General features: G+C 71.5%; 14 protein-coding genes. All 14 read right to left on the bottom strand.

What is annotated here, in order from left to right:
• Positions 1–41: 41 nt before the first annotated feature.
• The 14 genes from FNV62_RS41445 to FNV62_RS41380 all read right to left on the bottom strand — a co-directional run bounded on the left by FNV62_RS41445 (position 42) and on the right by FNV62_RS41380 (position 17,471).
• A complete protein-coding gene (locus FNV62_RS41445; protein ID WP_143628962.1) occupies positions 42–1,442 on the bottom strand; it encodes a nucleotide pyrophosphatase/phosphodiesterase family protein in 1,401 nt (466 codons plus the stop codon).
• Positions 1,439–2,608 carry a metabolite traffic protein EboE gene (gene eboE, locus FNV62_RS41440; protein ID WP_144315987.1) on the bottom strand — a complete coding sequence of 390 codons (1,170 nt, stop codon included), beginning with the start codon at positions 2,606–2,608 and terminating at the stop codon, positions 1,439–1,441. Before eboE ends, FNV62_RS41445 begins: the two co-directional genes overlap by 4 nt.
• A gap of 3 nt (positions 2,609–2,611) precedes the next feature.
• Positions 2,612–3,460: a TatD family hydrolase gene (locus FNV62_RS41435; RefSeq protein WP_143628958.1), complete on the bottom strand. Its 849-nt coding sequence runs from the start codon at positions 3,458–3,460 to the stop codon at positions 2,612–2,614.
• Positions 3,460–4,164, bottom strand: a complete 705-nt coding sequence (locus FNV62_RS41430) for an EboA domain-containing protein (RefSeq protein WP_164331839.1) — start codon at positions 4,162–4,164, stop codon at positions 3,460–3,462. Before FNV62_RS41430 ends, FNV62_RS41435 begins: the two co-directional genes overlap by 1 nt.
• Positions 4,161–5,138, bottom strand: a complete 978-nt coding sequence (locus FNV62_RS41425; protein ID WP_143628956.1) for a sugar phosphate isomerase/epimerase family protein — start codon at positions 5,136–5,138, stop codon at positions 4,161–4,163. The genes FNV62_RS41430 and FNV62_RS41425 overlap by 4 nt, the downstream gene beginning before the upstream one ends.
• Positions 5,135–6,190: an SCO3242 family prenyltransferase gene (locus FNV62_RS41420; protein ID WP_143628954.1), complete on the bottom strand. Its 1,056-nt coding sequence runs from the start codon at positions 6,188–6,190 to the stop codon at positions 5,135–5,137. Before FNV62_RS41420 ends, FNV62_RS41425 begins: the two co-directional genes overlap by 4 nt.
• Complete coding sequence (locus tag FNV62_RS41415; RefSeq protein ID WP_164331964.1) at positions 6,187–7,320, bottom strand: inositol-3-phosphate synthase; 1,134 nt, start codon at positions 7,318–7,320, stop codon at positions 6,187–6,189. The genes FNV62_RS41420 and FNV62_RS41415 overlap by 4 nt, the downstream gene beginning before the upstream one ends.
• Positions 7,321–7,431: 111 nt before the next feature.
• The gene (locus tag FNV62_RS41410; RefSeq protein WP_186003156.1) at positions 7,432–8,775 is read right to left on the bottom strand and encodes a ThuA domain-containing protein; all 1,344 of its coding nucleotides are present in this window, start codon (positions 8,773–8,775) and stop codon (positions 7,432–7,434) included.
• A gap of 15 nt (positions 8,776–8,790) precedes the next feature.
• Positions 8,791–11,295 carry a PQQ-dependent sugar dehydrogenase gene (locus FNV62_RS41405; protein WP_186003155.1) on the bottom strand — a complete coding sequence of 835 codons (2,505 nt, stop codon included), beginning with the start codon at positions 11,293–11,295 and terminating at the stop codon, positions 8,791–8,793.
• A gap of 80 nt (positions 11,296–11,375) precedes the next feature.
• The gene (locus tag FNV62_RS41400) at positions 11,376–12,380 is read right to left on the bottom strand and encodes a sugar phosphate isomerase/epimerase family protein (protein WP_097287080.1); all 1,005 of its coding nucleotides are present in this window, start codon (positions 12,378–12,380) and stop codon (positions 11,376–11,378) included.
• A gap of 13 nt (positions 12,381–12,393) precedes the next feature.
• Positions 12,394–13,668, bottom strand: coding sequence for a Gfo/Idh/MocA family protein (locus tag FNV62_RS41395; RefSeq protein WP_143628948.1), 1,275 nt, complete (start codon positions 13,666–13,668; stop codon positions 12,394–12,396).
• A gap of 52 nt (positions 13,669–13,720) precedes the next feature.
• Positions 13,721–14,779 carry a substrate-binding domain-containing protein gene (locus tag FNV62_RS41390; RefSeq protein WP_143603481.1) on the bottom strand — a complete coding sequence of 353 codons (1,059 nt, stop codon included), beginning with the start codon at positions 14,777–14,779 and terminating at the stop codon, positions 13,721–13,723.
• Between the two features lie 42 nt (positions 14,780–14,821).
• A complete protein-coding gene (locus FNV62_RS41385; RefSeq protein ID WP_225900909.1) occupies positions 14,822–15,793 on the bottom strand; it encodes an ABC transporter permease in 972 nt (323 codons plus the stop codon).
• A gap of 136 nt (positions 15,794–15,929) precedes the next feature.
• On the bottom strand, positions 15,930–17,471 hold the full coding sequence (locus FNV62_RS41380) for a sugar ABC transporter ATP-binding protein (RefSeq protein WP_143628946.1): 1,542 nt from the start codon (positions 17,469–17,471) through the stop codon (positions 15,930–15,932).
• Positions 17,472–17,519: the final 48 nt, after the last annotated feature.

Raw genomic sequence — 17,519 nt, 5'->3', positions numbered from 1 at the left:
TTCACTTTCCGTAGTTGCTCGTCACGCTTCGTCAGGTCTCGTCAGGTGAGGCCGGCCAGGTCGAGCAGCAGGGATTTCACTTCGGTGGCCGCGATGCGGCCGGGAGCGGTGTGGGGGGTGGAGCAGATGAGGAGCGGACCTTCGTCTTCGCTCGTGGGAAGGCGGCCGTGGCTGCCGCGAATAGGTGAGGGGTCCAGCGGCACGACCGCCATGCGATAGCGCAGTCCGAGCTTCTTGCGGGCCAGTGCCGTGGCCGCCTTCACCTTGACGTAGGGGTCTAGGGGATCCATGAAGAGTTCGACCGGGTCGTAGCCGGGTTTGCGGTGGATCTCGACGAGCTGCGCGAAGTCGGGCGCGCGGGCGTCGTCGAGCCAGTAGTAGTACGTGAACCAGGCGTCCGGCTCCGCGACGGCGACGAGTTCGCCGGAGCGCGGATGGTCGAGGTGGTGGGTCTTCTTGCCCTCGTCGTCGAGGAGCCGCTCGATGCCGGGCAGGTCGGCGAGGGCTGCCTTGGTGGCCTCCAGGTCCTCGGGGCGGCGCACGTAGACATGGGCGATCTGGTGGTCGGCGACCGCGAAGGCTCGGGAGGTCATCGGGTCGAGGTACTCCATGCCGTCCTGCGTGTGCACTTCGAGGAGTCCGGCGCGGCGCAGGGCGCGGTTGATGTCGACGGGGCGGTCCACGCGCGTGATGCCGTACTCGGAGAGCGCGACGACGGTGCGGCCTTCCGCCTTCGCGTCGTCGAGGAGGGGAGCCATGGCCGCGTCGAGGTCCGCGGCCGCCTGGAGGGAGCGCGGGTCGTCGGGGCCGAAGCGCTGGAGGTCGTAGTCGAGATGAGGGAGGTAGCAGAGGGTCAGGTCCGGTCGGCGGGTGCGGTTGATGTGGCGGGTCGCGTCGATGATCCAGCGGCTGGAGACGAGGTCGGCGCCGGGACCCCAGAAGTGGAACAGGGGGAACGTGCCGAATTTCTCGGTGAGTTCGTCGTGCAGGGCCGGGGGCCGGGTGTAGCAGTCGGGTTCCTTGCGGCCGTCGGCGTAGTAGACGGGACGGGGAGTGACGGTGATGTCGGTGTCGGCGCCCATGGCGTACCACCAGCAGATATTGGCGACCGTGTAGCCGGGATGCGCGCGCCGGGCGGCGTCCCACAGCTTGTCGCCGGAGACCAGGCCGTTGTGCTGCCGCCACAGCAGTACGTCGCCGAGCTCGCGGAAGTACCAGCCGTTGCCGACGATGCCGTGCTCTGAAGGGTGGGTGCCGGTGAGGAAGGTGGACTGGGCGGCGCAGGTGACGGCGGGCAGGACGGTGCCGAGCGGGGCGCGGAAACCCGACTGGCCGAGGGCCTTGAGGTGGGGCATGTGGTCGAGGAGACGGGGGGTGAGGCCGACGACGTCCAGGACGAGGAGAGGAGTGGGGCCGGCCGGCTCCTGTGGTGGTGGGGTCACGGCAGCTCCTTGAGGCCGAGGTCTGTCAACAGGTCCCGCGCGAGGGTGAGTTCGGCGGCGATGCCGTCGACGAGCTGGGCGCGGGCTCGGGGGCGCAGCTCCGGCGGGAGGGCCTGCCAGGTGTAGGTCTCGACCTCCAGGTGGTGGGTGAGGGGGTGTGGGCCGCCGACGAGGCGGGTCAGTGCGGCCCGCAGGACGGGGAGTGTCGAGGTGAGGGGTGCGGCGGGGGCCGCGTGCAGCGGGACGTGGAAGTGGGCGCGCCACGGGGAGGCGTCGGGCAGGGCGTCGCCGGCGAGGGCCTCGCCGAGGTCGTCGGTGCCGCGCAGGCCCGCGGCGGTGAGGGTGCGGGTCTGGTGCAGGAAGCGGGGTTCGTCGAAGGCGGCGAGGGCCGCGCGGACTTCGGGGAGATGGGGGTGTTCGGCGTGCAGGGCGGCCGAGAGCTGGGATTTGACGATGGGGACGCGGGCCTGTGCGAGCGCGTCCAGGGCGGTGTGGGGGTCTTCGAAGGAGGTGGCGAGATGGCAGGTGTCGACGCAGATGCCGATGCGGTCGTGACCGATCGCGGTGAGCAGGACGAGGGCGTCACGGGTGGTCTCGACGGTGCAGCCGGGTTCCGGTTCCAGGCCGATGCGCAGGGAGCGGCCAGTGAGTTCGTCGAGGGCGTCGAGGCGTTCGGCGAGCGTGGTCAGCGCGGTGTGCGCTGCCGTCGCCCGCTCCTGGTCGTAGGCGGTGCGCCAGGCGAGGGGCAGGGTGGAGATGCTGCCTTCGGTGACGTCGTCGGGCAGGAGCTGGGCGAGGACTCGGGCCAGGTCGGTGGTGTGGGCGAGGCGTTCGGGATCGGCCCAGTCCGGCTGGTACACACGGTACTTGACCTCTTCGGCGCCGAAGCCTTCGTAGGGGAAGCCGTTGAGGGTGACGACTTCGAGGCCGCGGTGTTCGAGTTCGGTGCGCAGGCCGCGCAGCGCGGAGGGGTCGGTGACGAGGGCGTGAGCGGCGTCCCTGGCCAGCCACAGGCCGATGCCGAGCCGGTCGCGGCCGAGACGGCGGCGGACGGGTTCGCAGTGGTCGCGGAGTTGGGCGAGGACGCCGTCGAGGGTCTCGGCAGGGTGGACGTTGGTGCAGTAGGCGAGGTGGACGGTGGAGCCGTCGGGATGGCGGTAGCGCATCACTCACTCCCCGCCGCGCAGGATGGAGTTGCCTTCGTGGGTGACGTCGGGGGTGGTGACGTCGAGGCTCAGCCGGCCGCTGAGGCCGTAGAAGGCGACGGGGTTGCGCCACAGCACACGGTCGACGTCGTCCGCGGTGAACCCGGAGGCCAGCAGGGCATCGGCGACGCGGCGGGTCTTGAGGGGGTCGCTTCTGCCCCAGTCCGCGGCCGAGTTGACGAGCACCCGCTCCGGTCCGTACTCCGCCAGGACGGCGACCATGCGTTCCTCGTCCATCTTGGTGTCGGGATAGACGGAGAAGCCCAGCCAGCAGCCGCTGTCCTTGGCCTCCTTGACGGTGTTCTCGTTGAGGTGGTCGACCAGGACGCGGTCCGGGGACAGGGCGGACTCCCGGACGACGTCGAGGGTGCGGCGCAGGCCGGCCTGCTTGTCGCGGTGCGGGGTGTGGACGAGCGCGGGGAGCTCGTGGTCGGCCGCGAGTTGCAGCTGGGCGGCGAGGGCGGTGTCCTCGGCGGGGGTCATCGAGTCGTAGCCGATCTCGCCCACGGCCACGACCTGGTCCTTGACGAGATAGCGGGGCAGTTCGTCGAGGACGGGGGCGCAGCGGGGGTCGTTCGCCTCCTTGGGATTGAGGGCGAGCGCGCAGTGGTGGGCGATGCCGTACTGGGCGGCGCGGAAGGGTTCCCAGCCGAGGAGGGAGTCGAAGTAGTCGAGGAAGGAGGCGACCGAGGTGCGGGGCTGGCCGAGCCAGAAGGAGGGCTCGACGAGGGCGCGGACACCCGCGGTGTGCATGGCCTCGTAGTCGTCGGTGGTCCGTGACGTCATGTGGATGTGGGGGTCGAAGATGCGCATCAGGACTCCTTGCCGGATGTGCGGGAGGGACCGCACGGGCCTGCGGGGGCGGCGGTGGGCTCGGTCAGGGCCAGGACGCGGTGCAGGTCCTCGGGGACGGGACGGTCCGCGGCGGTGCGTTCCCGCGCGTAGTCGCCGAGCATCCGGGCGAGTTCGACGTCCGCGTGGGCGCGCGGCGCCAGGTCGGCCACGACGTCCACGGGTACGCCGGTGAACAGGCATTTGAGGACGGCGTGCCGCCAGGTGTGGGCGTCCAGGTGGCGGGCGGCGTACGGGCCGAGGGCGGCGGCGACGAGTCGGGTGTCGTTGGTGCGCAGGGCGTCCTCGACGAGGGGCAGCGCGCCGGGGCCGGGCACGAGGTGGGGCAGCGCGTGCAGGACGGCCCGGCGTTCGGCGGCCGTGCCCTGCCGGTAGACGCGGGCGAGTGCGTCCGGGTCGGCGCGGGCGGCGTGCAGGAGGAGCACGCGGGCGGCGTCGGCGTGCTCGGGGCCGCAGCGGCGGCCCGCCTCGGCGATGCGCAACTCCCAGACGGAGATGGGTCCGTGGGTGCCGGGGTGGTCGGCGGCCTCGTCGAGGGCCTGGTCCAGCCAGGCGCGGGCGGGCGGGGCGAGGGAGGTGTTCAGGCGGGCGTGCAGGGCGGCGAGGGCGGGTTCGGCCGGGTGGCTCGCCGTGCTGCCGTGGGGTGCGTGCGGGTGGTGGTTCACGGGGTGCTCCCTTCGGCGCCTGCGGGGATCGCCCGGGCCGCGCGGTGGAGGAACGGGAGGGACTGTGCGGCGAAGTGGGGACCCGCGTGGGAGTGGCGGGGCAGTTCGACGACGGTCAGCGCCTGGTATCCGGTGGCGGCCAGGGCTTCGAGTACGGGCGGGAAGTCGATCTCCCCGTCCCCGAACGGGAGGTGTTCGTGGTGGCCTCGGCGCATGTCCTCGATCTGGACGTGCCGCAGCCAGGGGGCGGCGGCACGGACGCAGTCGGCGGGTGACAGGGGTTCCAGACACTGGCAGTGGCCGATGTCGAGGGTGAGGCCGAGGGCGGGCGGGTCGCCGAGGATGCGGCGCAGGTGGTGGAAGTCGGCGAGGGTGGCGAGGAGATGACCTGGTTCGGGTTCGACGGCGAGCGGGACGCCGGCGTGGGTGGCCGCGTCCAGCACGGGGGTGAGCGTCTCGGCGAGGCGCTTCCAGGCGGAGTCCTCGGCGGGGTCGGCCGTGGCGGCGGGATGGGCCGGGTCGGCTGGGTCGGCCAGGTGGGTCGGGTCGGCCGGGAGTACGCCGCTGAAGCAGTGGACGGCGTGGGCGCCGAGGTCGGCGGCGATGCGGACGGCGCGGATGAGGAGGTCGACGCGGCGGGCCCGGTCGGCCGGGTCCGGGTCGAGGAGCGAGGGGCCGTGCTTGCGGCGCGGGTCGAGCACATAGCGGGCGCCGGTCTCGACGGTGACGCCGAGTCCGAGGGTGTCCAGCCTGCGGGCCACCTTCCGGGTGCGGGCGGCGACGTCCGGGGCCAGCGGGTCCAGGTGCATGTGGTCGAGGGTCAGGCCGACGCCGTCGTAGCCGAGGTCCGCGAGGAGGGCGAGGGCGTCGTCGAGGCGGAGGTCGGCGAGACCGTTGGTGCCGTAGCCGAAGCGGAGGGGGTGGGCGTTCGTGCCCTGGGGCCGGGGGTTCGTGCGGTGGGGTGACGGGGTCATGTGACGCTCACCTTTCTCGCGAATCTGCGGGCCGCCGGGGCGAGGGCGGCCGTGAGAAGGGCGGAGGCGAGGGCGCCGGAGCGGGCCGCGAGGGCGGCCTGGAGGGGGATCATCGCGCGGATTCCGCCGCCGACGGCTCGCTGGGTGAGCGGGGGTGAGGGGTTGAGGGCGGCGTGGAGGAGGGGGCGGCCCGAGGTGGCGACGAAGGCGGCGGCGAGGACGGTGCGCAGGGTGTCCGCGGCGGGGTGCCGGGAAGGGGCCGCGGCGGGGTATCGGGAGGGGGCCGTGCCCGGGGCCTGCGGGGTCCTCGTCAATGTCCAGGCGAGCGTGCCCGTCGTGGCGAGCGCGACCAGCGGTGCGAGCGGCGAACCGCCCCGGGTCTCGCCGCGGGACACCGTGGTCACCGCGAGGGTGTGGGTGGCCAGGGTCAGGGCGGAGGGCAGGGCGGGGCGGGCGCTGCCGCCGGTGGCCGTCGCGCCGAGGAGCAGGTCCAGGCCCCGTGCGGTGGCCATCGCCGCCGGCCCGGCGGGGGTTCGCTTGAGCGCGAGGTCGTACGCCCAGACGGTGGCCGCGAGGGGGGCCGCGACGGCGAGGGCCGGGCGTCCGGCGCGTGCTGCCAGGGCCAGGCCCGCCGCCGTGAGGGCGCCTGCGGCGACGAGGGCCGCGGGCGGGCGGATGCGTCCGGAGGGCAGTGGGCGGTGTGGGCGTTCGAGGGCGTCCTCGGCCTGGTCGGCCCAGTCGTTGAGGGCCATGCCCGCCTCGTACAGACAGAGGGAGGAGGCGATGGCGAGCAGGGTGCGGGGGTTGGGGCGGTTGCCGGTGGTGGCGGCACCGGCGAGGGCGTCGCCCGGGACGGTGAACAGGGCGGGCAGACGGAGGAGTTCGGCCCAGGCCCCGGCCCTGGCCCCGGCCCCCGCCCCGTCGCCGGCCCCGGCCCCGGCCCCGGCCCCGGATGCTGTACCCGCTCGCGGGCTCTGGCTCGGGCCCTGGCTCAGGCCCTGCGGCGGGCTCGTCGTGGTCGTCTGGTCCGGCCCGGGCGGGCGCGGCGTCATCGGGTCTCCCCGGGGAGTGCGCGGAGCCGCCCCGCGAGCCCCGCCAGGGCCGCGTACTGCTCACCCAGCGCCGCGGGCCCGTCGCCCATCGGGTCCTTGAAGTAGAAGCCGAGTTCGCTCAGGGGGCCCGAGAGACCGGCCTCGTGCGCGCGGGACACCAGGCGCGCGAGGTCGAGGACCAAGGGCGCCGCCAGTGCGGAGTCGCAGCCCTGCCAGGTGGTCTGCAGGATCATCCGGGTACCGAGGAAGCCGTCGAAGGCGATGTGGTCCCAGGCGGTCTTCCAGTCGCCGAGGGCCGGTACGTCGTCGATGTGGACCTCGCCCTGCGGGGCCCCGCCCAGGGTGTCCGCGAGGACCCGTTCCTTGCCGGCGTTCTTGGCCGCGGCGGCGGCCGGGTCGGCGAGGGAGGCACCGTCGCCGCCGCCGAGCAGGTTGGTGCCGGACCAGGCGCGGACCTCCAGTGCACGCTGCGCGAACATCGGGCCGAGCACCGACCGCAGCAGGGTCTGGCCCGTCTTGCCGTCGCGGCCCGCGTACGGGAGGCGGCCGGCGCGTACCGCCGAGGCCAGCGCCGGGTGGTGCAGACCGGTGGACGGGGTGAAGTTCACGTAGGGGCAGCCGGCCGCCAGCGCCGCCGCCGCGTAGAGCGAGCTCGGGGGCAGGGCGGAGCCCACGGGCGCGGGTTCGGTGGAGGCCACGTTCAGCACGACCGCCCGGGTCAGACCCCGTCGTCGTACGAAATCGCGCAGATCGGTCGCGAAGGCGTCCACGAGCTCGGACTCGTCCCGTGTGTCGCCGGGGACGGGGCCGCCGGGGCGGATCTCCGCGTCGGCGGCAGCCAGTTCGGCCGCGATCGCCGAGGGGAGGCCGGGTGGGAGCACACCACCGGCGGCCAGGGCCTCGGCCCGTTTCGGCAGTGGGCAGTCCACGGTGTCGTGGCCGCCGAAGACGAGGGAGGACAGCGTGGGCAGGCCGCACTCGGCGAAGAGGGATGTCTCGGTGACCACGCCCGTCGGGGGGTGCAGGCCGGCGGTGAGGGCCGCGCAGCCCGCGATGACGGTGGTGGCGACGGAGCCGCGGGCTCCGATCAGCCACACCCCCACCCGAGGTTCGGAAAGGGACGCGGGCATGGGGGACATGGGCAGCCTCCTTGTCGTACGTCAGCCACACAGGGGAGAGGAGAAAGAAGCGAGGTGGGCGAGACGGCGGGCGGGGGTCCGGCGTCCCCCGCCCGCCGCCGGTCAGTCGCCCTTCGTGGGCAGTTCCTTGATCCGGACGTCGCGGAAGGACACCTGGTCGTCGGCTCCGTGGTTCTGGAGGCCGATGTGTCCGTCGCGCAGGCTTCGTACCGGATCGGTGTTGGTGAAATCGTTGATCTTCACGCCGTTGAGCCAGACGCGGAGGCGCTCACCCTCCACGCGGATCTCGTACGTGTTCCACTCCCCCGGCGGGTTCAGCGCGCGGTCGCGCTTCTTCAGGTCGGCGGACTGGAAGCTGTACACGGCCCCGGTGGTGCGGTCGGGGGCGTCGGTCGCGTCGATCTGGATCTCGTAGCCGTTGTTGACGGCCGACCAGGGGTCGTCGGACTCCGGGAACCCGACGAACACCCCGGAGTTGTCGTCCCCGGCCACCCGCCAGTCCAGCTTCAGCGAGTACGAGCCGAACCCGGAACCGGCGTACCAGAGCATCCCCAGGCCGTCGTGCGACGTCAGCGTGCCGTCGTCGCTCAGCGAGAACGAACCCGGGCCCGCCTGTTTCCACGCCGCCAGCGACTCGGCCGTGCCGTCGAAGAGCGGCCGGTAGCCGTTCTCCGGGCGGCAGTCGGCCTGGGCGGCGCCGATGGCGTACCGGATGCCACCCAGCAGGTGCTGCCGGAAGGCGGGTTCGGCGTAGGACTCCTTGGTATGGCCGCCCCCGGTGTAGAAGGCGCGGCCGCCCCGGTACTCCTGGCACCAGGCGATCGGATGGTCGCCGCTCATCGTGCCGCCGGTGTACGAGGACTCGTCGAGCGAGGCGAGGACGTGAGCCCGGTCGCGCGGATTCGAGCGGTAGTTGTACCACTCGTCCGTGCGCTCCCAGGATCTCGGGAGCCCCGAGGTCGCCGGGTGGGAGCGGTCCTCGACGGTGACCGTCGCGGGCTGGATCGCGGGGTGCGACTGGAAGTACGCGCCCGCGAGGCCGCCGTAGAAGGCCCAGTCGTACTCGGTGTCGGCGGCCGCGTGGATGCCCACATAGCCGCCGCCCCGCTTGATGTACCGCTCGAAGGCGGCCTGTTGGGTGGTGTCGAGGACGTCACCGGTCGTCGAGAGGAAGACGACGGCGTCGTACCGCGCCAGGTTGCGTGCGGTGAAGGCGCCTGCGTCCTCCGTGGCGTCGACCGCGAAGCCGCCCGTGGCCCCGAGCTCCCGTACGGCCGCGATCCCCTCGGGGATCGAGTCGTGCCGGAAGCCCGCGGTCTTGGAGAAGACCAGCACCCGGCTCCTGTCGGGGCCGTCCACGCCCTTGGACGCCGCCGGTCCCAACACGCAGCCGAGGAGCAGGGCGGCAGCGGCACCCACGGTCAGCATGCGTATGGATGTGCGCATGACCGTCACCCCCCGTCAGCTCGTCGTGAAGGTGAAGTCGTCCACGTCGTAGAGCGCTCCGGTGCCGGTTCCCTTGAAGACGAGGTAGAGCGTGGTGGTGCCGCGCGGGGCGTTCGCGAGATCGGCGCTCACGTCCTGGAAGGTGTCCCAGCCACCCGTCACCGGTACGGTCGCCCGGCCCAGCGTGCGGCCGGTCGGGGAGCCCGCTCGGATCTCGAGGGTACCGCCCGCGCCGGCGGAGGACACACGAGCCGTGATCTTCTGGGCGTCGCTCAGGGAGTAGGGCGTGAAGGAGATCCAGTCGCCGTTGTCGATGTCGCCGACGGTCTTGCCGCCGTGCGCGGTGGTCTTCGACTGGACGGTGATGCCGGAGGCCTTGCCGTAGTGCTCGGCCTGGCGGTGCTTGGGCTGGAGCACGTTCTGGTCGTGGGTGGTCAGCGGGGCCTGGCCGCCGCCTCCGCCGTCGGTGTACTCGGCGTCGAGGACTCCGAAGATGTTGGCGTCCTGGTCGTGGCCGCCGTCGGCACTGGTCTGGAGGGTGCCGAAGCAGCCGTTGGCCGAGGTGAGCGGGTGGCCATGGCTGTCGTGGCCGAGGATGAAGGTGACCTTCACCTTGGCGCAGTCGATGGCTCGGCCGTCCTCGGGGTCGGTGACCTTCACCTTGAAGGGCACGGGGTCGCCGAAGCTGAAGAGCTGACCGTCACGCGGTTGTTCGATCACGACCTTGGGCGCGGTGTTGCCGACCACGATCTGCACGCTCGCGCTGCCGGTGCGGCCGGTCGCGTCCTTGGCGGTCACCGTCGCCGTGTAGGTGCCGTTCGTCTTGTACTTGTGGGAGGGATTCGCCGCCGTCGACGTACCGCCGTCGCCGAAGTCCCAGCTGTAGGTGAGGGCGTCACCGTCCGCGTCGGACGAACCGGCCGAGGAGAAGCTCACCTTGAGCGCGGCCTGCCCCGAGGTGCGGTCGGCCGCGGCCTGCGCGACGGGCGAGTGGCCGTCGGTGGCGTTCTCGATGCGATAGAGGCCCGAGTTCTCGTCGCCGCCGAACCAGGCGGTGCCGTAGTCGAGGACGTACAGGGCGCCGTCCGGTCCGAACGCCATGTCCATCACCTGCGTGCCGGCCCACGGGACGGAGTTGATGGACTGCACCGTGCCGGCGGAGTCGCTCGCGATCCGCTTGATCCAGCGGCGGCCGAACTCTCCTGCGAAGAAGTTCCCGTCGTACGCCTGCGGGAACTTCACGGGCGAGTCGAGCGAGGCGTCGTAGTGGTAGACCGGGCCGCCCATCGGGGACTCCGAGCCGCTGCCGAACTCCGGCACGGAGGCGCCGTCGTAGGGGATCCAGGCGGGCTGGGCCGGGGGCAGGTCCGTCAGTCCCGTGTTGTGCGGGGAGGTGTTCTTCGGGGCGTTGCAGTCGAAGGCGGCGCCGGAGGTCTTCGTCGCGAAGTCGTAGTCCACGTAGGCGTCGTTCTTGCCCGTGCAGTACGGCCACCCGAAGTTGCCGGGGCCGGTGACGCGGGCGAACTCGACCTGGCCGCCGGGGCCACGTGCCGGGTCGGCCGCGCCGGCGTCGGGGCCGTAGTCACCGACGTAGACGATGCCCGTCGCCTTGTCGACGCTGAAGCGGAACGGGTTGCGGAAGCCCATCGCGTAGATCTCGGGTCGCGTCTTGTCCGTGCCGGGCGGGAAGAGGTTGCCGTCGGGGATGGAGTACGAGCCGTCGGCGTTCACCTTGATGCGCAGGATCTTGCCGCGCAGGTCGTTGGTGTTGCCGGCCGAGCGCTGGGCGTCGAAGACCGGGTTGCGGTCGGGGCGCTCGTCGATGGGCGTGAAGCCGTCGGACTGGAAGGGGTTGGAGTCGTCCCCGGTCGACAGGTACAGGTTTCCCGCCGCGTCGAAGTCGATGTCGCCGCCGACGTGGCAGCAGATGCCGCGGGTGGCCTGGACGTCGAGGACCTTCTTCTCGCTGGCGGTGTCGAGGGTGCCGTCCGTCTTGAGGACGAAGCGGGACAGACGGTTGACGCCGTCGAAGGGCGCGAAGTCGGCCGCCGTGCCCGTCTCGGGGGCGTCGCCCGCCGGGGTGTTCAGGGGCGGCGCGTAGTAGAGGTAGATGAAGCGGTTGTCGGCGAAGCCCGGGTCTATGCCGACGCCTTGCAGGCCTTCCTCGTCGTGCGTGTAGACGTCGAGCTTGCCCGCGATCTTTGTGTTTCCGGCCGCGTCGGTGAGGCGGAGTTCGCCGTCGCGCGAGGTGTGCAGGACCGAGCGGTCGGGGAGCACGGCGAGCGACATGGGCTCGCCGACCTCGGGCTCGCCCTTGGCGAGGGTGACCTGCTGGAAGTCCTCCGCCGCTGCCGTGTTCCCCGGGTCGGCGACGGCTGCGCCGGCCGGGGGTGCGGTGAGGGTGAGCGAGGCGGCCGCGAGCAACGCGCCGCTCAGCAGGGCGAGCGCTCGGCGGAATGCGGGGCGTCGTCTGTGGGTCTCGGTTCTGTCGGTGCGGGTGGCGCGGTCTTTCCCGTGCACGAATGCCTCCAGAAAGGGGCTGGTTGTACGAGCGGGTGCTTGCGCCGGGGTGCGCCGTCACCCCGGAGACACAGGAGAAGTCAGTCGTTGCCGCCGAACGCCGCGTCGAAGGATGCCGACGGCGGCTCGAAGTCGTACGCCTTGAGACGGGTCAGGGCCTCGGGTGCGCCCTGGAGCCGGTCCATGCCGGCGTCCTCCCACTCGACCGAGACGGGGCCCGTGTAGTCGATGGAGCGGAGCATGCGGAAGACGTCCTCCCAGGGGACGTCGCCATGCCCGGCCGACACGAAGTCCCAGCCGCGCCGGGGATCGCCCCAGGGCAGGTGCGAGCCGAGGCGGCCGTTGCGGCCGTCGAGCCGCTTGCGGGCTTCCTTGCAGTCGACGTGGTAGATGCGGTCGCGGAAGTCGTAGAGGAAGCCGACCGGGTCCAGGTCCTGCCAGACGAAGTGCGAGGGGTCGAAGTTCAGTCCGAACGCCGGACGGTGGTCGACCGCCTTGAGCGCGAGCTGCGTTGTCCAGTAGTCGTAGGCGATCTCGCTCGGGTGGACCTCGTGCGCGAACCGCACGCCCTGCTCGTCGAAGACGTCCAGGATGGGGTTCCAGCGCGTCGCGAAGTCCTCGTAGCCGCGGGCGATCATCGACTCGGGGGCGGGCGGGAACATCGCGACCAGGTGCCAGATCGCCGAGCCGGTGAAGCCGACGACGGTGTCGACGCCGAAGGCCGCCGCGGCACGCGCGGTGTCGGCGATCTCGGCGGCGGCCCGCTGCCGTACGCCCTCGGGTTCGCCGTCGCCCCAGATCCGAGCGGGCAGGATCGCCCGGTGCCGCTCGTCGATGATGGCGTCACAGACGGCCTGGCCGACCAGGTGGTTGGAGATCGCCCAGCACTTGAGGCCGTACTTGTCGAGGAGCGCGTGCCGGGAGTCGATGTACGAAGGGTCCGCGAGCGCCTTGTCGACCTCGAAGTGGTCGCCCCAGCAGGCGAGTTCGAGGCCGTCGTAGCCGAAGTCACGGGCGAGGCGGCAGACCTCTTCGAGGGGCAGGTCGGCCCACTGGCCGGTGAAGAGTGTGAAGGTGCGCGGCATGTCCGGGGCCTCCTCAGACCGCGATGGGTGTGTAGACGGAGTTCTTCTCGGCGCTCTCCTCCACCGCCGCGAGGACGCGCTGCACCCGCAGCCCGTCGGCGAAGGACGGTTCGGGGCGCCGGCCGACGGCGATGGCCCGCACCAGATCGCGGGCCTGGTGAGTGAAGGTGTGCTCGTAGCCGAGGCCGTGGCCCGGCGGCCACCAGGCCTCCAGGTAGGGGTGGTCGGGCTCGGTGACGAGGATCCGGCGGAAGCCCGCGTGCGTGCCGGGTTCGGTGTGATCGTGGTACGAGAGCTCGTTGAGCCGTTCCAAGTCGAAGGCGAGCGAGCCGCGCTCGCCGTTGAGTTCGATGCGCAGGGAGTTCTTGCGTCCGGTCGCGAAGCGGGACGCCTCGAAGGAGGCGAGGGCGCCGGAGGCGAAGCGGCCGGTGAAGAGGGCGGCGTCGTCGACGGTGACGGTGCCGACGCCCCCCGCCCGCGGGTCGGTCGCCGATACGGCGGTCAGTCCGCTCGACTCTCCGCCGGGCAGCGGGCGCTCCCGTACGAACGTCTCGGTGAGCGCGGAGACCCCGACGACCGGCTCACCCGCCAGGTACTGGGCGAGGTCGACGATGTGGGCCCCGAGGTCGCCGAGCGCGCCCGATCCCGCGAGCTCCTTGCGCAGCCGCCAGGTGAGCGGGAACTGCGGGTCCACCAGCCAGTCCTGAAGGTACGTCACCCGTACGTGCCGCAGGGCTCCGAGCCGGCCCTCGGCGACCATCTTCCGGGCGAGTGAAGTCGCGGGCATTCGACGGTAGTTGAAGCCGACCATGGACACCTGACCGCGGGCGAAGGCTGCCTCGGCGGCCTCCGTCATCGCCTCCGCCTCCTCAACCGTGTTCGCGAGGGGCTTCTCGCACAGTACGTGTTTGCCGGCGGCCAGGGCGGCGAGGGCGATCTCGGCATGGCTGTCGCCGGGGGTACAAATGTCGACGAGGTCGACGTCGTCCCGGGCGATCAGGGCCCGCCAGTCGGTCTCGGCCGCCGCCCAGCCGTGCTGGTCGGCCATGGCCCGCACCGCGCTCGCGTCCCGGCCGCAGACGGCGGCGAGGACCGGGCTGCGCGGCAGGTCGAAGACGCGGCCCACGGTGCGCCAGCCCTGGGAGTGGGCGGCGCCCATGAAGGCGTATCCGACCATGCCCACCCCGAGCGTCGGCTTGCCCGCCTTCGCCCCGGCCGCCTCGGCCCCGGGCCCGGAAGCGAGCCCCGCCTCCACCCCGGCTGCCTCACCCTGGTGCGGCTGTCCCATACGGATGTCCTCCTCGTCGTCGTGACGCTGTGGGGGGTGTGAGCGGGGCGGATCACCTGAAGCCGGTGGCCATGTACTGGCCGACGTTGTCCTTGTCGACGACGGCCGAGTAGAGCGTGAGCGAGACCGGGATCTCGAACTCGGCGAGCCCGCCGATGCCCTTGCCCTGGCCGAGCGCGCGAGCGAGGTCGATCGCGGAGGCCGCCATGGTCGGCGGGTAGAGGACGGTGGCCTTCAGGACGCTGTTGTCGGCCTGGATGGCCTGGAAGGCGGAGAGCGCGCCCGCGCCGCCGACCATCAGGAAGTCCTCGCGCCCGGCCTGCTTGATGGCGCGCAGCGCGCCCACGCCCTGGTCGTCGTCGTGGTTCCACAGCGCGTCGAACTTCGGCTGGGCCTGGAGCAGTTGGGCCATCTTGGCCTGTCCGGACTCGACGGTGAAGTCGGCGGCCTGGCGGGCGACCTTCTTGATGTTGGGGTAGTTCTTCAGGGCCGCGTCGAAGCCCTGGGTGCGCTGCTTGGTGAGTTCCAGGTTGTCGAGCCCGGCGAGTTCGATGACCTTGGCGTCCTGCTTGTCCTTCAGCTTCTCGCCGATGTAGTGGCCGGCGCTGAGGCCCATGCCGTAGTTGTCACCGCCGATCCAACAACGGTATGCCTGCGGGGTGTTGAAGATCCGGTCGAGGTTGACGACCGGGATGCCCGCACGCATCGCCTTCAGGCCGACCTGGGTGAGCGCCTTGCCGTCGGCGGGCAGCACCACCAGGACGTCGACCTTCTTGTTGATCAGTGTCTCGATCTGGCCGATCTGCGCGGCCGTGTCGTTGGAGCCCTCGGTGATCTCCAGCGTCACGTCCGAGTACTTCTTGGCCCGGCTCTTGGCGTTGTCGTTGATCGCGTTGAGCCAGCCGTGGTCGGCCTGCGGACCCGCGAAGCCGATGGTGATGTGCTTGCCGGGCTTGTCGTCGGCGGCCGGTTGGCTGTTCGCGGCCGTCTTCTCGCTCTTGGTGTCGTTGCTGGTGCAGCCGACCAGGAGGGCGCCGGCCGAGGCCGCGGCGGTCCCGAAGAGGAGCCCTCTGCGGCTCGTGAAGCTGGTGGAGCTCGTGGATTCTGGCATGGCGGCGGGCCCTTCCCGTGTCAGGTGCTGCTTGCTCCCGTGTCAGGTGCTGCTTGCTGCCGTACGCCGCTGGACCAGGACCGCCGCGACGATGATCGCGCCCTTGGCGATCTGCTGGACGTCGCTCTGCAGGTTGTTCAGCGCGAAGATGTTGGTGATCGTGGTGAAGATCAGGACACCGAGCACCGAGCCGGTGATGGTGCCGCGGCCCCCGCTGAGCAGGGTCCCGCCGATGATCGCGGCGGCGATGGCGTCGAGTTCGTACAGGTTGCCGTTGGTGTTCTGGCCGGAGCCGGACAGGATGATCAGCAGGAAGGCGGCGATGCCGCAGCACAGTCCGGAGAGCAGGTAGAGGTAGAGCCGCTGGCGCCGTACGTCGATGCCGGCCAGCCGGGCCGCCTCCGCGTTGCCGCCGACGGCGACCGTGCGGCGGCCGAAGGTGGTGCGGTTGAGAATCAGCCAGCCGATAATCGTGACGACGGCGAAGACCAGGACCAGCGGGGGGATGCCGAGGACGTACGAGTCGCGTTCGCCGAGCTTCAGGATCCCGTCGATGGTGACGATCTGGGTCTTGCCGTCGGTGATCTGGAGGGCGAGGCCGCGGGCCGAGGCGAGCATGGCGAGCGTCGCGATGAACGGGACCATTCCGCCGTACGCGATGAGCAGGCCGTTGACCAGGCCGCAGCCCACGCCGACGAGCACCGCGGTGAAGAGGATGCCCGCGAAGCCGTACTCCTGGGTGGCGACCGTCGTGGCCCACACCGAGGACAGCGCGACGATCGCGCCGACGGACAGGTCGATGCCGCCGGAGGTGATGACGAAGGTCATGCCGACGGTGACGACGCCGATCACCGAGGCCTGGGTGAGGACGAGTTGGAGGTTTCGGGTGTCGAGGAACTCGTCGGGCTTGGTGATACCGCCGATGACGATCAGGGCGACGAGTACGCCGAGCAGCGAGAGGGTGCGGACGTCGGCGCGGGCGGCTAGAGCACGCAATGGGCCGCCCCGGGACACCGCGCGATCGGACTTCCGTGCGGCCGTTGATCCTGGCGGGTGCAGTTTGCTGAGCACGGGCAACTCCCGTCGTAAATGCCGCTAGATTGGCAAGTGCCTTCAGGCAACGGTCAGGGCTTGACCGTCATGAGGCCGGTCAACGGCCGATTGAGAAGCCACTTCCTTCGGGAAACGGCGGAGTCACGACAAGGTCGAGTACGCGAAACTCGTCCAGTTCCCGCGAAGGGCCGGAGTGGATCACCCGGCCCTCGCGGAGAATCATCACCCGGTCAGCCAGCCCCAGAACTTCGGGAATCTCGCTGGAGACCAGAAGTACGGCGAGGCCTTCGTCGGCGAGGCGGCGGATGACCGCGTACAGCTCGGCGCGGGCACCGACGTCGACACCGCGGGTGGGTTCGTCGAGGAGCAGGACGCGGCAGCCGCGCAGCAGCCAGCGGGCCAGGACGGCCTTTTGCTGGTTGCCGCCGGACAGCGTCCGGATCGGGACGGACGGGTTGTCCGGGCGCAGCGACAGCTCGCGTGTCGCGGCGCGGGCGGCGCCCCGCTCGGCGCTCCGGTCGATCCAACCCCCGTGCGAGAAGCGGGACATGGAGGAAACCGACACATTGCGGGTGACGGACTCCAGCATCAGCAGGCCCTGCGCCTTGCGCTCCTCGGGGGCGAGTCCGAGTCCGGCGCGGACGGCGGCGCGTACGCTGCCGGTCCGCAACGCCCGGCCGTCGACACTGACTTGACCGGCTGTCGGCTTGCGGGCCCCGTAGATCGTCTCCAGGATCTCGGAGCGCCCGGAGCCGACGAGACCGGCCAGGCCGACGATCTCGCCGGGGCGCAGTTCGAGGTCGAGGGGCTCGAACTCGCCTGCCCGTGCGAGTCCTTGGACTCTGAGCACCGGCTCGGACGCAGGCGGTCTCGTGGGCCGTTGCGGGAAGACGTACTCGACGTTGCGGCCCGTCATCAGCGCCACCACCTCGCGGGTCGGGGTGGACTTCGCGGGCAGTCCGCCCGCCACCGCGCGGCCGTCCTTCAGTACGGTCACCCGGTCGCCGATGCGGCGGATCTCCTCCAGCCGGTGCGAGATGTAGACGACGGCGACGCCGTCCGCGGTGAGGTCGCCGACGATACGGAAGAGGTTGTCGACCTCGTCGGGGTCGAGGGCGGCGGACGGTTCGTCCATGACGATGAGGCGTACGTCGTGGGAGAGTGCCCGCGCCATGGAGACGATCTGCTGCTGGGCGGCCGACAGCTCACCGACGAGGCGCGCCGGATCGATCTCCGGATGGCCGAGTCGGCGTAGCAGCTGCGCCGTTGACGCCTTGGCCGCCTTGCCCCGTACGACGAAACCGGCGGCGGTGGGTTCATGGCCGAGGTGGACGTTCTCGGCCACCGACAGGCCCTCCACCAGGTCCAGTTCCTGGTAGATGGTGGCGATGCCGAGGCGCATGGCGGCGATCGGGGAGCGGAGCGTGACGGGTTCGCCACGCCAGCCGATGGTGCCGCCGTCGGGCTGGTGGGCGCCGGCCAGGACCTTGATGAGGGTGGACTTTCCGGCCCCGTTCTGGCCGAGCAGGCAGTGGACCTCGCCGGCCTGGACGTCGAGGTCGACGCCGTCGAGGGCCCGGACTCCGGGGAACGACTTGGTGATGCCGGACATGGTGAGCAGCGGTGGTTCTGGTGCCATGACGGTTCCCCTTGGCGGGCGTTCGGGCCGGTTTCAGGGCGGTGCGCT

Origin of the sequence: Streptomyces sp. RLB3-17 (genome assembly GCF_007113425.2) — a bacterium.
Taxonomy (GTDB): domain Bacteria; phylum Actinomycetota; class Actinomycetes; order Streptomycetales; family Streptomycetaceae; genus Streptomyces; species Streptomyces mirabilis_D.
This window is presented reverse-complemented; position numbering and strand designations above follow the sequence as displayed.

Excerpts from the sequence above, each read along its gene's own strand:
- eboE (WP_144315987.1), bottom strand. The coding sequence starts at position 2,608 with ATGCGCTACCGCCATCCCGACGGCTCCACCGTCCACCTCGCCTACTGC.
- FNV62_RS41435 (WP_143628958.1), bottom strand. The coding sequence starts at position 3,460 with ATGCGCATCTTCGACCCCCACATCCACATGACGTCACGGACCACCGAC.
- FNV62_RS41425 (WP_143628956.1), bottom strand. The coding sequence starts at position 5,138 with ATGACCCCGTCACCCCACCGCACGAACCCCCGGCCCCAGGGCACGAAC.
- FNV62_RS41420 (WP_143628954.1), bottom strand. The coding sequence starts at position 6,190 with ATGACGCCGCGCCCGCCCGGGCCGGACCAGACGACCACGACGAGCCCG.
- FNV62_RS41415 (WP_164331964.1), bottom strand. The coding sequence starts at position 7,320 with ATGCCCGCGTCCCTTTCCGAACCTCGGGTGGGGGTGTGGCTGATCGGA.
- FNV62_RS41410 (WP_186003156.1), bottom strand. The coding sequence starts at position 8,775 with ATGCGCACATCCATACGCATGCTGACCGTGGGTGCCGCTGCCGCCCTG.
- FNV62_RS41400 (WP_097287080.1), bottom strand. The coding sequence starts at position 12,380 with ATGCCGCGCACCTTCACACTCTTCACCGGCCAGTGGGCCGACCTGCCC.
- FNV62_RS41395 (WP_143628948.1), bottom strand. The coding sequence starts at position 13,668 with ATGGGACAGCCGCACCAGGGTGAGGCAGCCGGGGTGGAGGCGGGGCTC.
- FNV62_RS41390 (WP_143603481.1), bottom strand. The coding sequence starts at position 14,779 with ATGCCAGAATCCACGAGCTCCACCAGCTTCACGAGCCGCAGAGGGCTC.
- FNV62_RS41380 (WP_143628946.1), bottom strand. The coding sequence starts at position 17,471 with ATGGCACCAGAACCACCGCTGCTCACCATGTCCGGCATCACCAAGTCG.